This is a genomic window from Mycobacterium riyadhense (assembly GCF_963853645.1).
Lineage (GTDB): Bacteria > Actinomycetota > Actinomycetes > Mycobacteriales > Mycobacteriaceae > Mycobacterium > Mycobacterium riyadhense.
Window position 1 is genome coordinate 1,739,611 of sequence record NZ_OY970456.1, and the last position, 14,931, is coordinate 1,754,541.

Here is a 14,931-nt window from a genome sequence, read left to right on the forward strand (position 1 = left end):
ATCCAGAACGGGTGCAGTTGCTTATTTCGTCGGTTGGCATGAGTTTTTGGCCGTACAGGCAAGCGAGACAGCGGAAGCTTTCCCGCTCCGGGGTCGCTGTCGGTGATGCCGGTATCGGGTATGTCGCCGGTGCCGTAGCAGCCGCGTCGACGGCTTTGATCTCGGGTGGCTCGCTATGACGGCGCCGGTCTGGATCGCATCGCCGCCGGAGGTGCATTCCGCGCTGCTGAGTTCGGGTCCGGGCACTGGCTCGTTGCTGGCAGCCGGGGCAGCATGGGCGTCGGCGAGCATCGAATACGCTTCTGTAGCAGAAGAGCTGACTGCAGTGCTAGCCGCCGTGCAGGCTGGAGCATGGCAGGGTCCGAGTGCTGAATGCTATGAGGCCGCGCATGTGCCATATGTGGCCTGGTTGATCCAGGCCAGCGCCGACACCGCGGCACTTGCCGCCCAGCATGAGGCTGTGGCGGCAGCGCACGTCAGCGCGCTTGCGGCTATGCCGACGTTGGCGGAGTTGGCCGCTAACCATGTCACGCATGGGGTGTTGGTGGCTACGAATTTCTTTGGGATTAACGCGATTCCGATCGCGGTCAATGAGGCCGACTATGTGCGGATGTGGATCCAAGCGGCTGCCACGATGAGCGTCTATGAGGTGGTCTCGGGTACGGCGGTAGCGTCAGCGCCACACGCCACCCCGGCGCCGGTGCTGGTCAAACCCGGTGCCGGTGCCGTCGGCAATATCGCGGCCACCGTCGCGCAAACGCTCACACCATTTCCGTGGCTACAAATAGAGCTATTCTTAGAAGGAGTTTTCTTGCTATACCAGCAATATCTGTACGCGTTGATTTCCGAGCTCCCTGCCGTCTCTCTTGTTGGGCTACAGCTTCTTTTGGATTTACTGAGTTTGAATCCCATTGGATTCATGATCACTTTGATGGCCAACGCACAACTATTGATCGACTTCGGTTACAATGTCGCTGTCGTCTTGGGCGGATTGTTTTATGCTGTCGCCGGTGTTACGCAGATTATTGTGCACTGGATTCTTGGGAATTTCTCCGGTGTTGTTCCGGCCTTAGTTGGGGCGATGGCTGTGACGGGTGGCGTGCTCACCCCGGGAGTGGGCGCGATAGCCGATGCAGCGGCCGTGGCTGGTATGGCTAACGTGGCCGGGGTTGGTGTGGCGCCTGTCGTCGCCGTTGCAGTAAGCAGCGTGGCGCCATCGGGGCTGGGTGCTTCTGGAGTGGTTTCGCACGCGCGGTTGGCTTCCGCGGTGGAGCCGAGTTCGGTGGGCACGTCGGGATCGGTGCTGGCTTCCGGTCGCGGAGCTGGGACATTGGGGTTTGCCGGGACGGCCGGTAACGAGATGGGCGCGCAGCCTTCCGGTTTGACGCTGCTGCGGGGTGATGAGCTTACTGGCGGTCCGCGGGTTCCGATGTTGCCGAGCACCTGGGATCCTGGTTTGGTCGGCGCGGTGACCTAACGGGGTTACGTGAGTTTGACGATGTGACGGCTACGGTTGTTCACGCCGAAAATATTTGGTCCCCAACGCGACATCCCTACTCGGTCACCTCGGTTCGAATGTCGGCTTGGCTCACGATTCGGAGCTCGGCATCGCTGGAGCCCGCTTACCTGTGAGTATGGTTCGGGACGCGTCCAGAGTTGCGCACTAAACCCAGACCTGCGGCGCGCCGCTGGAGTCTTCCTGGTGGGCCGGTCACTCAAGCGCACCTGGACGCGACGATAGCGAGCCGGGGCTACTCCGAACTGCGGTGGCGCGCACCAGGACTCAAAATTTGGCGCGAGGTTGTGCTCTGGCTGTCTGTATTGCTCTGTAGTCACATCTGCAACTCTGGCCTGCGCCGGAGGCTATGGTCTCGCTGCCCACCTAATGGGAATGGATCGGCTGTAGTCGTTGACCGTGCTTTATGGATGGTCATCGGCGAGGCTGATTTGGTGAGCCGCCGGCCGGTGAGCACTATTGCCCACCAGGAACGATTGATTCCTTCTGGGGAGACCGTTGCCCCGGTCCGGTCGTGGGTCAGTTGTAGCGCTACTGGGATGTTGTGCCATGCGAGCACTGGACCATTAGGCCGCAGCCGGGTGGCTTCAGGCTCGAACAAAGAGTAGTTCGATCCAGTGAGGAGAAGGTGGTGAGGTGATGTTGTTTGTTGGCGATGACTGGGCCGAAGACCATGTGCGCCACGAGGCGTCTGAAGTCGAATGGAGGTGAGAGACCTTCGTCGCCCTGTCGTCGCAGCGGCTGGGTGAAGCTGGGGGCAGCCTGATCCAGGAGATGCTGGTGAGGGTGGGAGCAGCCCTGACAACGCCGGGACGCGTCGGCACTGCCAGACGGTGCGGGTCCGGTCAGCAAGACGAGAAGGTGTACGCGAGAAATCAGTGTCTGACGCCCCTTAACGGCCCACCAGCTCAAATCTGGCGGATATGGGCTGGTCGCGGTGCGTACCCGACTCCGTTGTGTGGAGTCGGGGAACTCCTGGTCGCGATGTGACAACCGGCCAGGAGGCCACGGTGAAGACCTGCGGTGTAACCGTGGCGATGCCGCAGGGGTAGAGCTGGACGCCTCGCTCGTCGATCGACTTTGAGATGAACGTGGGAACCGTCCGGTGTCGCCCTTCACTGCCCGTGCAGCCAGCGCGGGGGAAGGGCAGGTCCATCGTCGGCTGATGGCACCGGCCGGGGCGGAGGCTTCGTAGTAGTCCGAGGCCGGGAAAGCCGGTCACATGGCGAAGGGAGCCAGCAAGTCAGTAGCCGAAGTGCTGGAATACCGGGAGAACGCTGGTGAATACGAGTGAACCACTGCTGGGCTTATTGCACGCTCGGCAGCGGGTACTGGAGATCCAGACCAAGCTGCACCGTTGGGCGAACGACGATCCTGATCGTCGCTTCGATGATTTGTTTAACCTCGTCGCCGATCCCAGCTTTCTGTTGATGGCATGGGAGCGGGTGGAGGGCAACAAGGGCGCGCGCTCGGCCGGAGTCGACGGCAAGACCGCCGACTCCGTTCGGGAATGCATCGGCGTGGAGAGACTCCTCGTCGAGCTGCGGGATCAGTTGCGGTCCCGCAGTTTTCGCCCGCGGCCGGTCAGGGAACGGATGATCCCCAAACCGGGGTCGCGTAAGCGGCGTCGGTTGGGTATTCCGACCGTGGCCGACCGGGTGGTGCAGGCGTCCTTGAAGCTGGTGCTGGAGCCGATCTTTGAGGCGGATTTTCAGCCGTGCTCATACGGTTTCAGGCCCAACCGGCGTGCGCACGACGCCGTGGCTGAAACACGTTTTCTGGCATCCAAGAGCTACGAGTGGGTGTTGGAGGGCGATATCGCGGCCTGTTTCGACGAAATTTCGCATTCGGCCTTAATGGATCGGGTGCGGTCACGAGTCGGAGATAAGCGTGTGCTCGCGCTGGTGAAGGCGTTCCTGAAGGCGGGCATTCTCACCGAGATTGGCACCGTTCATGAGAGCGTCACCGGCACCCCACAAGGTGGGATCCTTTCGCCGCTGCTGGCCAATGTGGCGCTGTCGGTCCTCGACGAGCATTTCGCCGAGTCACCCGGCGGACCACGATCGACCACCAAGCAGCGGTGGACTCGCCGCCAGAAAGGTCTGCCCAACTATCGGCTTTACCGGTACGCGGACGACTTCGTGATTCTGGTGGCCGGGACACGGTCGCAGACTGAGGCGCTGCTTCCCGAAGTAGCGGCTGTCTTGTCCACTGTCGGCCTGCGGTTGTCGGTGGACAAGACGTTGATCACCCACATCGACGAGGGCTTCGACTTTCTCGGTTGGCGCATCCAGCGTCACCAGAAACGGGGCACCAACCGGTATTTCGTCTACAACTATCCGGCCAAGAAGGCCCTGCGGTCGATCAAGGCCAAGTGCAAGACGATCTGCCGGATGAATGTCAGCCTGCCACTGGCGGTCCTCCTGCACCGGCTCAATTCGGTGTTGCGGGGCTGGACCGCCTACTTCCGCGCCGGGGTGTCGGCCCGGGCCTTTCAGTACCTGCGCATGATCGTGTGGCGTCAGGTGTTTGGCTGGCTCCGGCGCAAGCACCCGAATTCGGGGTGGAAGAACCTGCGCCGCCGCTACTGCGACGGTGGCTGGTGGCCACGTGACGGAGAGGTCGTGTTGTTTAATCCCGATTCGGTAGTCACCACGCGTTACCGTCCCAGGGGCTCAACGATCCCTTCACCGTGGCCGTTGGCAAGCTGATCAGATCAACTGCTCGACGGGGCTTGTGGAGAGCCGGATGCGGGGCCAACTCGCACGTCCGGTTCGGGAGGGCGGCATGAAGAAACGGGCCGGGAGTAATCCCGAAACCGCGCTTCATGTCGACCCCACCACGACGTGTATCTGATGGACGAGGCTGGCGCACGTTTGGCCGCAACGCGATTACCTGAGGGGTTGACCGGGATCGGGCAGTTCCACGAGTTGCTCGCCGAGCATGCCGACGATCCCGGCGAGGTGATCATCGGGATCGAGACCGACCGCGGCGTGTGGGTGGGTGCGCTGGTCGCGGCCGGTTATCAGGTGTACGCGGTCAATCCGAGGTCGGTGGCCCGGTACCGGGACCGCCATGGGGTTTCGGGCGCGAAATCCGACGCCGCTGATGCGAAGTTACTGGCCGATCTGGTCCGCACCGACCGCCACAACCACCGCCCACTCAGCGCCGATAGTTCGCAGGGCGACGCGATCCAGGTGCTGGCCCGTGCCCATCAGGGCCTGATCTGGACGCGGGCGCGCCAGTCGGCCACACTGCGCGCCAACTTGTTGCAGTACTATCCGGCGGCCCTAGAAGCGTTGCCCAGTCTGGGCGACCGGGATCGCGACCGCGACGCGCTGGCAGTGCTGGGCCGAGCTCCCACCCCCACACAAGGTGCCCGGTTGAGTCTTAGCAAAATCGGATCGGCGCTTAAAGCCGGTGGGCGCCAACGCAACATCGACGAACGCGCTCGCCAGATCCAAGCGGCCCTGCGCACCGAGCAACTGGCCGCCCCCGAGGCCGTCACACAGGCCTGCGGCGCCATCACCAGCGCCACGGTCAACGTGCTGATCGAACTCACCGATCAGATCAGCCAGTTGGAAACCACGCTGGCTGAGCATTGTGAAAAGCACCCGGACGCCGACATCTACCGCTCCCTGCCAGGACTTGGTGTCATCCTCAGCGCCCGGGTGCTCGGTGAGTTCGGGGACGCCCCGAACCGCTACACCACCGCCAAGTCTCGCAAAAACTACGCCGGCACATCACCGTTGACCGTCGCGTCGGGAAGACAAAAACTGGTGCGGGCCCGCTACGTCCGCAACGACCGCCTCTACGACGCCATCGACCGCTGGGCGTTCGCCGCCCTGCAATGCAGTCCCGGTGTGCGCGCCTACTACGACCAACACCGCGCCGCCGGCGACACCCACCACCAAGCCCTACGGGCCTTGGGTAACCGCCTCGTGGGCATCCTGCATGGTTGTCTACGTCACCAAACCCTCTACAACGAAGACACCGCCTGGGCCCACCGACAACTCACCGCCGCTTGACTCTTCCAACGTACCCGCGACAACTGGGGTTTCTGCAGGTCATTCCCGAAGCAGAGGGCCGCGCGGTCAAGACCCCACGGCTGCGTTTGTTTTTGCTTGTTTTGAAGCTTCCTGGTCCTGGCTGGGCGGGCGTCGAAGTCGGCGTCGGGGTCAAGGTTCGGGCGCAGCCCGACCGCGTAGCGGCCGTAGGGCCTTGACGGCGGCGCCGTTCGGCGCATGCTGTTCAGGGCAAGGGAGATCGAGATCGCTTGTGCTGCTTTCGGCTTTTGGGGTTGACGATATTGGTCGTTGACGCTCTTCAGTGCCCGGTTTGCCGGGTTGCGGCCCAAACCGACAACCCACCGCCGCTTGACTCTTCCAACGCTGGGATGTCTATCCGCGACAACGCGGTTTGTGCAGGTCAACGCCACCCCGAAACCCGCGCGGCCACCACCAACGTGGGCACAACACCGCAGCTCAGGCGATTGTCGCTAGGAGCCGGGCACATCGGGTGTGTCACCGGGCGCAGCGACACATGTGACTGTTGTGACCGTGCGATCTGCCCGATTTATGGTGCGCACCAATTTTGAGCCAGTCAGGCTGTCGAGCACATGGGATCCGGGTTTCGTCGGCGCGGTGACTCAACAGGGTTACCTGAGTTTGACGATGTGACGGCTAGGCTTCGTCGCCGGAAATATTTGGTCACCAACGCGACATCCTCACTCAGTCACCTCGGTTGAAATACCGGGAAGGAGTGCGACCGGCGGGGCCGCGCCGTCGAGAGTGTGCTGGCCCTAGATTGACGACGTTCGTCTCAATGATGCAGCCGACCCGTTTTCGCTTCTGGGCCACGCTTACTTTATATTTCGCGGTCGCCAAGATGATGCGCGACTGATGCTGTTGGGCACCAACAGAAGCTGGTGTGCGACTTTCCCTGGGGCGCTAGAACGTTGGCGCTGACGAGGCCCAAAGCGATTGTCCTGGTTGCGATGAGCGGTGATGGCGACTTGTCGCCCGCCGCCCGCTGCTCGGAATCGTGCTCTGCCTTGGCGGTCAAGTGGCGCCAAAAACGTACGGAGCCGTCGCTTTTGCCTACGTAACCGTAACTATATGAAACAGTTGACAATGGCTATGAATGTTGGGTTTTATGACTGTGCGAGATCGACAACCCTGACGTGTGCAGGTCGGTCAATTCGCCGGTATGGCACGAGTTTTGGCCGTACCGGCAGGCGAGCCATGTTCGGAAGGAGTATCGGGTATGACGTTGCGGGTGGTTCCGGAAGGTTTGGCGGCGGCCAGTGCAGCGGTGGAAGCGTTGACGGCCCGGTTGGCGGCTATGCATGCTGCGGTGGCGCCTGTGGTTACGGCGGTGGTGCCGCCGGCGGCTGATCCGGTGTCGCTGAAGACCGCGGTCGGGTTTAGCGCCGTAGGTGTTGAGCATGCGGCGGTCGCGGAAGAAGGGGTCGAAGAGCTCGGCCGCTCGGGGGCCGCTGTGGGTGTGTCCGGCATTAGTTACGCTGCTGGTGACGCCGCGGCGGCGGCGTTGTATTTGGGCTCGGGTGGATGGGCATGAGCGCGCCGGTCTGGATTGCTTGCCCGCCGGAGGTGCATTCGGCGTTGTTAAGCGCTGGTCCGGGGCCTGCTTCGCTGCAGGCGGCCGCCGCGGGCTGGACGTCGTTGGGCACCGAATACGCGTCGACGGCACAAGAACTCACGGTGATCCTGGCTGCGGTGCAAGCCGGTGCCTGGGAGGGACCCAGCGCCGAGATGTATGTGGCCGCGCACGCGCCGTATCTGGCGTGGCTGATGCAGGCCAGCGCAGACAGTGCGGCAACGGCCGCTGGGCATGAGGCGGCAGCGGCGGCCTACGTCGGTGCGTTGGCGGCGATGCCGACGTTGGCGGAACTGGCCGCTAATCACGTCACGCACGCGGTGTTGTTAGCGACGAATTTCTTTGGGATCAACACGATTCCGATCGCGGTCAATGAGGCTGACTATGTACGGATGTGGATCCAGGCCGCTACCACGATGAGCGTCTATGACGCCGTCTCGACTGCGGCGTTGGTCTCGACACCGCGCACCAGCCCAGCACCGGTCATCGTCAAACCCGGTGTGGGTGAGGCTGGGGAGATCCTGACCCTGTCCGGTCAAATCGGACTCGACCCCTGGTACTGGGTCGATTTGGCTATTACTTACATAGTCGCGGCGCTTGAAGATGTCGCAGTCATCGGGTTGATACTGGCCATTTCGGCGCTATTGGCCTTTGTGGCCATCGCGGTCATCGCGATCGCCGCGCTCTTGGTAATTGTTCTCATTCCGGTACTTCTGTTCAACATGGTTGTGCTGCTTGGCTGGGCGGCTGTCTACCTTGCCATTGCGGCGATCGAATTCATCATTCAATGGATTATCGGACACCTAATTGTCGCAATTGGCTTGTCGTCGGCGGTCCTGCCCGCTCTGGTCAGCCCGTTGACCGCCGCGGCCGTTGCCCCGGTGGGTGCGGCGGCCGCGATACCGGCCGTTGCTTCCGTTGGGGGCGTAGCCGGTGGGGTAGGGGCAGCGCCCGTGTCGGCCGTTGCCGTAAACAGCGTGACGCCGTCGAGTGATGCTCCGACGGTGGCGCCGCAAACAAGGTTGGTTTCGGCGGCGCACCCCGGCTCTGGGGGCGTGTCGGGGTCAGTGGTGGCTTCTGATCGGGGTACTGGCACGTTGGGGTTCGCCGGCACCGCCGGCAAGCAAACTGTCGGGCAGCCTTGCGGGTTGACGGTGTTGCGGGGTGATCAGCTTGGCGGCGGTCCGCGGATGCCGATGCTGCCCAGCAGCTGGGAGGCAGATCTGGTGGGGGCGGTGATTTAGAGGGGGTAGCCGAACTTAGCGATATGGCCTAGCAACAGAAACCTAAATCGAGAGGATCATTATGAGTTTGTTGGATGCCCATATTCCGCAGTTGGTCGCGTCGCAGTCGGCGTTTGCTGCTAAGGCGGGGTTGATGCGGCACACGATCGGTGAGGCTGAGCAGTCGGCGATGTCAGCGCAGGCGTTTCACGTCGGCGAATCGGCGGCGGCGTTTCAGGCTAGCCATGCCCGGTTTGTGGCCGCGGCCACCAAGATCAACACCTTGTTGGACATTGCGCAGGCCAACTTGGGCGACGCCGCGGGTGCCTATGTGGCCGCCGACGCCGCCGCCGCGTCCACCTACACCGGGTTCTGAGTCGCCGGCTCACCGCTACACCAACCGAAAGGACTTGTTATGTCGCAGATTATGTACAACTACCCCGCCATGATGTGGCATGCCAGCACGATGTCGGGTTACGCGGGCACCCTGCACAGCCTGGGTGCGGATATCGCCAGTGAGCAGGCCGCGCTGTCGAATGCCTGGCAGGGCGACACCGGGATGACCTATCAGGGTTGGCAGACGCAGTGGAACCAGGCCATGGAGGAATTGACGCGGTCATATCAATCGATGGCCAGCACACACGAGTCCAACACCATGGCTATGTTGGCCCGCGACACCGCCGAAGCCGCCAAGTGGGGAGCCTAGCTGAACCCAACGCCGTTGAACTCACCGTCGAATCCGTGGGTCCTGGCCATCACCACACCGTATCGGGATGCCCAGAACGCGATGCCTGGACGGCTGGTCAAACTGGGGAATTGACCGTTTCGGACCGGTGGGTCGACCTACGTTATGCGGGCTTCGGGGCCACGGTGCCCGGGCACTGTTGCGCGGAATCGTCGTACCGCGTGGCGATTTCGGAGACAAGACTGTGGTCGCGATGCGCAGCGCGTAATCGGCGGCGGCCCGCGTTCGAGGAGTTCACCATGCCGGTACAGGTCGGGGCGCGGGCTGGTGAGTGGCTTCGGGGCGGGGCCTCGCTCACGGAAGTCATTGAATACCAGGGTATCCCGGCATTGGCCCGACCGGTGGTGGAATCAGTGTTCGGCAGCCCGAGCGGTCACGTCGAGATCGTCGTCGGCTGTCGCCACGGGCGACGCCCACTACGTGACCAGATTTCGACGTTCGTCGATCCAGGGCTTTCGCCGCGTCATGACCGCGCGGTCGGCCGATCCCAAAGTCGTTGGCGGATAGGCGGCTAACCCGGCATATTGGCGACGATGTTCGTCATCACGATGTCGGACACCGATTCCGGGAAGCCGCAAAAGGTGACTTCCAGCAGGGCCACCGACAGGACGCGGTAGTCGCGGCCGCAGCCGCCCGGCCGCAGGTGCAGTGAGTCACCGTCGGCCCTCCACCTGCTGACCAACAGCCAGCCGCTCGAACTGTCCGCACAATTCGCGACAGTGTTGACCAGGGCGTCGAAGGCGTGCCGGGCGGTGCTGGCGTCGCGGTAGGCGGCAGCGCCTTCGGAGATCAGACGGCCGTCCGGCGGGTCCTGGAAGGTGGTCTTGTGAAACGCCGCAATGTCGGGCCCGAAGGTGGCGGTCTCGGCGAATATAAACCGGCAGTCCCGCGGCGCGGTCTCGGCGAGGGAGTCGATGTCCACCGGTTGCGTGCCGTCCATCGAGGGGATGATCGTCAGGTGGTCACCGGCGCCGGTGATCGCCTGCATTCGCGATTGGTCCAAGAGCAGCGCGCCGACGTCGAGCACGCCCAAGGGCTGAACACCGAACGCTGGCAGCGCGGTGCCACCCACCACCCGTGTGCACGCCGCTGTCAGTAACTCTGCGGAAAATAACAGCAGCGGACGCATCCACCTCGCCATTTGCCACCCTTCTCGCTCGAACCTACCCGATGTCGAATACGGTTGCCGGGTGAGCCATTTCGCAACCGCCACCGGCATCGGTTCGTGGCCGGGCACCGACGCGCGGCAGGCCGCCGAGGTTGTCGTCGGCGAGTTGGCGGGCACTTTGGCTCATCTCGTCGAGCTACCCGCCAGGGGAGTGGGGGCCGACATGCTGGGGCGAGCCGGCGCCCTGCTCGTCGACGTGGCCGTCGACACGGTGCCACGCGGGTACCGTATCGTCGCCCGGCCCGGGGCCGTGACGCGGCGGGCCGTCAGCATGCTCGACGAGGACATGGACGCCCTGGAAGAGGCGTGGGAGACGGCAGGTCTGCGCGGCGGCGGCCGGGTGGTCAAGGTGCAGGCTCCCGGACCGGTGTCGCTGGCCGCGGGATTGGAGCTGGCCAACGGCCACCGGGCGATCACCGACGCGGGTGCCGTGCGTGACCTGGCGGCGTCGTTGGCCGAAGGCGTAGCCGCGCACCGCGCGGCGCTCGCCCGTCGCCTCGATGCAACGGTCGTGGTGCAGTTCGACGAGCCGTCGCTGCCGGCGGCATTGGGCGGACGGCTGACGGGGGTGACGGCGCTGAGCCCGGTCGCCCCGCTGGACGAAGCGGTGGCCGGCGCACTGCTCGATACCTGCGTCGGCGCAGTGGGCCCGGACGTACTGCTGCATAGCTGCGCCGCCGAGTTGCCATGGAACCTGTTGCAGCGCAGCGGTATTAGTGCTGTATCGGTGGATGCGGGCACACTGCGTGCGGCGGATTTGGACGACATCGCGGCATTCGTCGAGTCGGGCCGCACCATGGTGCTGGGCGTGATCCCGGCGAGCGCGCCGCAGCGGCGACCGTCGGTGGAAGAGGTTGCCGCCGCGGTGGTCGCGGTCACCGATCGTCTCGGCTTCGGCCGCTCGGTACTGCGCGATCGCGTCGGCGTCGCCCCGGCATGCGGCCTGGCCGGTGCAACCCAGGAGTGGGCCCGCACCGCGATCGAACTCGCCCGCAAAGCCGCCGAGGCGTTCGCCGAAACCCCGGACGCGATCTGACCTGCGTCAGCCCGGATGTCCAGGGGAGCCGTGCGCGCCGGTAGCGCCTTGATCCCCGACGCCGCCGGCCTTTCCGGTATTGAATCCGGTTCCGGGGTCGCCGCCCGACCCGCCGCTGCCGCCGGTGCCACCGCTGCCGCCGGCCCCGGCGCCACCGGCGCTGCCCGTGTTGCCGCTGAACAGTCCGCCCTGGCCGCCTGCGCCGCCGTTGCCGCCGTTTCCGCCGGCGCCGCCGGTGCCGCCGTCGCCGCCGGTGCCGCCGTCACCACCGTTGCCCTGCTGGAGCGGGCTGAGGCCGCCGGTCCCGCCGGCGCCGCCCGTCCCTCCGGTAGCACCGGTACCGCCGCCGCCGGCGGTGCCGCCGAGGCCGCCGCTGCCGCCATCACCGACCAGCAGCCCACCACGCCCGCCGGCGCCTCCGTTCCCGCCGCCACCGCCGGCCCCGCCAGCGGCGCCGACACCGCCGGTGCCGCCGTCGCCGCCGCGGCCGCCGATATTGCCGTTGCTGCCGTTGCCGCCGTCGCCGCCGCGGCCGCCGCTGGCACCGGTGCCGCCGACGCCACCGGTCCCGCCCTCGCCGCCGGAACCGTTGGCGCCCGCCGCGGAGCCGCCGGTGCCGCCCTCACCGCCGGCACCGCCGGCACCGCCGGCACCCCCGGGACCACCCTTGCCGCCGGCGGCAAAGGCGTTGAGGGCGACGGCGTTGCCGCCGTCGCCGCCGTCGCCGCCGGGCGCGCCATCCCCACCGGTGCCGCCGGCCCCGCCGGTGCCCCCGTTGACGGTAGAAGTCGTCGACCCACCGTTGCCGCCGGCCCCGCCGTTGCCGCCTTGCTCCCCGATGGCGGTGCCGGGATTGCCGGGCCCGCCGTTCCCCCCGCTGCCATTGGTGCTGGATAAGCCTTCGGCGCCGGGGCCGGCCTGGCCATTGGGCGGAGCGGGGCCGGGGTTGACACCGGCTGCCCCGGTGGCACCGGCCCCGCCGGCCCCGCCGGCGCCGCCGGTACCGAACAGCCCGGCATTGCCGCCGGCGCCGCCGTCACCACCGGCCTGGCCCGCTAGGGTCGCGGCGCCGCCGGCGCCGCCGGCACCGCCGTTGCCGTACCACCACCCGCCGGAACCGCCGCGCCCGCCGGCCTGCCCGGGCCCGCCATTGCCGCCCTGGCCGCCGGCGCCGATCAGCCCGGCGTCACCGCCGGCCCCGCCGGCTTGGCCGGCCACCCCGTCACCGCCGCGGCCGCCGTTGCCGTACAGCAGCCCGCCGGCCCCGCCGGGCTGCCCCGGCCCGCCGTTGGCGCCGTTGCCGATCAGCGGGCGGCCCAGCAGCGTCTGGGTGGGCGCGTTGATCGCGTCCAACAACAGCTGCCCCGGCGCTGCGTTAGCGGCCTCGGCCAGCCCATACTGGGCCGCACCGGCGGCCAGGGCCTGCACAAACCGGTCGTGAACCGCCGCCGTCTGGGCGGCCAGCGCCTGATAGGCCTGGGCGTGCCCGGAAAACAGTGCCGCAATCCCCGCCGACACTTCATCGGCGGCGGCCGCCAGCACCGAGGTGGTCGAGGCCGCCGCCGCGGCATTCGCCGTAGTGATTGCCGATCCGATCCCGGCCACATCTCCGGCCGTTGCCGCGAGCGACTCCGGCGTAACGAACACAAACGACATCGCTGTCCTCCCAACACGAATCGGCACCGCGACGGTCGCGTTGGCACCCAAGCCGCGGTATCCGTGGATGGTATCGCCCCCCGGGGCACGGCATGCGGCGTTTGCCCGAACCGAGCGCGGTAGCCTCGGCTTTGATGGACCTGTCAGCCCGGATGTCCAGAAGCGCCGACCGCTCCGGTGGCGCCTTGATCGCCGGCGCTGCCGGCGATGCCGTTGACGGACCCGGTTCCGCCGGCACCGCCCCCGCCGCCGGCCCCGCCGACGCCGCCCTGACCACCAGCCCCACCCGGGCCTGAACTGCCCGCGTGACCGCCCAACAGTCCACCCGCACCGCCGCTGCCCCCGTTGCCGCCAACTCCACCGTCACCGCCCGCGCCGCCGACGCCGCCGTCGCCGCCGGCCCCACCCACGTTGCGGTGGTCGGAAGGACCGCCGCCGTTGCCGCCATGGCCTCCCATGCCGCCGGAATCGCCGCCGCCACCCTGGCCGCCGACGCCACCAGCACCGCCCGCGCCGCCATCGCCGAATAGCAGGCCGCCACGCCCACCGGCGCCACCGGTGCCGCCGACGCCGCCGATGCCGCCCTGGGCACCGGCACCCCCGACTCCTCCGGCGCCGCCGACGCCCCCAACCGTAACGTCGCCAATCGCCTTGTTGTCTGCCGATCCACCGTTGCCACCGGCACCCCCGGCGGCGCCGAGGCCGCCGGCCCCGCCGGCCCCGCCGGCACCTCCAACGGCGATGCTGGTCGCGTTATTGGCTTGGGCGAACCCGCCATCACCGCCGTCGCCTCCCGGGGCTCCGGCGCCGCCGGCGCCACCGACACCGCCGGTGCCGCCGTACGAGGTGCTGAGGTCCTCGGTGGTAGTGGCCTGACCGCCTTGACCGCCCGTGCCGCCGGGCGCCCCGGTGCCGCCCGCGCCCCCGGCGCCCCCGATGCCGCCGACGGCGTTTCCAGAGCCTCTGTTGCCATCGCCACCTGCGCCGCCGTTGCCGCCTTGCTCGCTGGTGGTGGTGCCGTCGTGGCCGGGCGAGCCGTTCCCGCCGTTGCCATTGGCGTTGTCGGCGCCATCGTTCCCTTTGGCCGCCTGGGTGAACGGCGGCTGTGCGGTGGGGTTTACCCCCGCGGCGCCGGTGGCCCCGGACCCACCGGCCCCGCCGGCCCCGCCCGTGCCGAACAACCCGGCGTTGCCGCCCGCGCCGCCGTCACCGCCCGACTGGCCGGCGGCGCTGGCGATGCCGCCAGCGCCCCCGTTTCCGCCGTTGCCGTACAACCACCCACCATTGCCGCCCGCGCCGCCGGCCGCGCCCGCACCGCCGGTCCCGCCCATCCCGCCGTTGCCGATCAGCCCGGCGTTGCCGCCGGCGCCGCCGGCCTGACCCGACAAGCCGACCCCGCCGTTACCGCCGTTGCCGTACAACAGCCCGCCGGGTCCGCCCGGCTGCCCCGGCGCCCCGTCGGCGCCGTTGCCGATCAGCGGACGTCCCAGCAGCAGTTGGGTGGGCGCGTTGATCGCGTTGAGTAGCTGCTGCTCCAGCGTGGCGTTGACGGCCTCGGCGGACACATACTGATCCACGCCGGCGGCCAGGGTGCGCACAAACTGGTCGTGAAATGCCGCCGCCTGCCCCGCGACTGTCTGATACGCCTGGGCGTGCGCGCGGAACAGGGCGGCGATGGCCACCGATACCTCATCAGCGGCGGCCGCCACCGCACCTGCGGTCGGGGCCGCCGCGGCGCCATTGGCCGCGCTGATCGTCGAACCGATCCCGCTCAACTCTCCGGCCGCCGCCGCTAACACCTCAGGCACCACGGTCGCAAACGACATACCTCACCTCCACGCCCCCGAATTTGGTGACGCCGATCGTATCGCGTTGTGGGGCGCGGTATCCCGCGATTGTGCGCGCTCATCTGAGACCAATACGCAATCAAATGGTTGCGTAACTGGCCGAGTTGTGGTGGACTAATAG

At 66.9% G+C, this 14,931-nt stretch carries 12 protein-coding genes and 1 pseudogene; 10 read left to right on the plus strand and 3 right to left on the minus strand.

Features of this window, described 5'->3' with window-relative positions:
- Positions 1-74 precede the first annotated feature (74 nt).
- From AADZ78_RS28970 to AADZ78_RS28975, 9 genes and pseudogenes are all read left to right on the plus strand, one after another.
- Positions 75-179, plus strand: a pseudogene (locus AADZ78_RS28970) (PE family protein); the annotation flags it as partial.
- Positions 176-1,477, plus strand: a complete 1,302-nt coding sequence (locus AADZ78_RS07950) for a PPE family protein (RefSeq protein WP_085249276.1) — start codon at positions 176-178, stop codon at positions 1,475-1,477. The pseudogene AADZ78_RS28970 and the gene AADZ78_RS07950, both read left to right, overlap by 4 nt.
- 1,319 nt (positions 1,478-2,796) lie before the next feature.
- Positions 2,797-4,227, plus strand: a complete 1,431-nt coding sequence (gene ltrA / locus AADZ78_RS07955) for a group II intron reverse transcriptase/maturase (protein WP_085253361.1) — start codon at positions 2,797-2,799, stop codon at positions 4,225-4,227.
- A gap of 135 nt (positions 4,228-4,362) precedes the next feature.
- Positions 4,363-5,544: an IS110 family transposase gene (locus AADZ78_RS07960; RefSeq protein ID WP_420873325.1), complete on the plus strand. Its 1,182-nt coding sequence runs from the start codon at positions 4,363-4,365 to the stop codon at positions 5,542-5,544.
- 1,237 nt (positions 5,545-6,781) lie between these two features.
- Positions 6,782-7,096, plus strand: a complete 315-nt coding sequence (locus AADZ78_RS07965; protein ID WP_085252640.1) for a PE family protein — start codon at positions 6,782-6,784, stop codon at positions 7,094-7,096.
- Positions 7,093-8,379 carry a PPE family protein gene (locus AADZ78_RS07970; RefSeq protein WP_085252647.1) on the plus strand — a complete coding sequence of 429 codons (1,287 nt, stop codon included), beginning with the start codon at positions 7,093-7,095 and terminating at the stop codon, positions 8,377-8,379. The genes AADZ78_RS07965 and AADZ78_RS07970 overlap by 4 nt, the downstream gene beginning before the upstream one ends.
- Before the next feature lie 61 nt (positions 8,380-8,440).
- The gene (gene esxG, locus AADZ78_RS07975; protein WP_085252641.1) at positions 8,441-8,734 is read left to right on the plus strand and encodes a type VII secretion system protein EsxG; all 294 of its coding nucleotides are present in this window, start codon (positions 8,441-8,443) and stop codon (positions 8,732-8,734) included.
- 39 nt (positions 8,735-8,773) lie between these two features.
- The gene (locus AADZ78_RS07980; protein ID WP_085252642.1) at positions 8,774-9,064 is read left to right on the plus strand and encodes a WXG100 family type VII secretion target; all 291 of its coding nucleotides are present in this window, start codon (positions 8,774-8,776) and stop codon (positions 9,062-9,064) included.
- Positions 9,065-9,342: 278 nt separating this feature from the next.
- Positions 9,343-9,618 (plus strand): hypothetical protein, encoded by a 276-nt coding sequence (locus AADZ78_RS28975; RefSeq protein WP_085252643.1) that lies wholly within the window; start codon positions 9,343-9,345, stop codon positions 9,616-9,618.
- On the opposite strand, the gene AADZ78_RS07990 is transcribed toward AADZ78_RS28975, so the two are convergent.
- Positions 9,615-10,244, minus strand: a complete 630-nt coding sequence (locus AADZ78_RS07990) for a sensor domain-containing protein (protein WP_085252644.1) — start codon at positions 10,242-10,244, stop codon at positions 9,615-9,617. The genes AADZ78_RS28975 and AADZ78_RS07990 overlap by 4 nt on opposite strands.
- 49 nt (positions 10,245-10,293) lie before the next feature.
- Between AADZ78_RS07990 and AADZ78_RS07995 the strand changes: the two genes are divergently transcribed.
- Positions 10,294-11,307 carry a methionine synthase gene (locus AADZ78_RS07995; protein WP_085252645.1) on the plus strand — a complete coding sequence of 338 codons (1,014 nt, stop codon included), beginning with the start codon at positions 10,294-10,296 and terminating at the stop codon, positions 11,305-11,307.
- Positions 11,308-11,313: 6 nt separating this feature from the next.
- Here AADZ78_RS07995 and AADZ78_RS08000 read toward each other — a convergent pair whose 3' ends face one another.
- Positions 11,314-12,963 (minus strand): PE family protein, encoded by a 1,650-nt coding sequence (locus tag AADZ78_RS08000; RefSeq protein WP_085252646.1) that lies wholly within the window; start codon positions 12,961-12,963, stop codon positions 11,314-11,316.
- A 143-nt stretch (positions 12,964-13,106) separates the two neighbouring features.
- Entirely contained in the window at positions 13,107-14,789 is a 1,683-nt protein-coding gene (locus AADZ78_RS08005; RefSeq protein ID WP_204903437.1) for a PE family protein, read from the minus strand.
- Positions 14,790-14,931 lie beyond the last annotated feature (142 nt).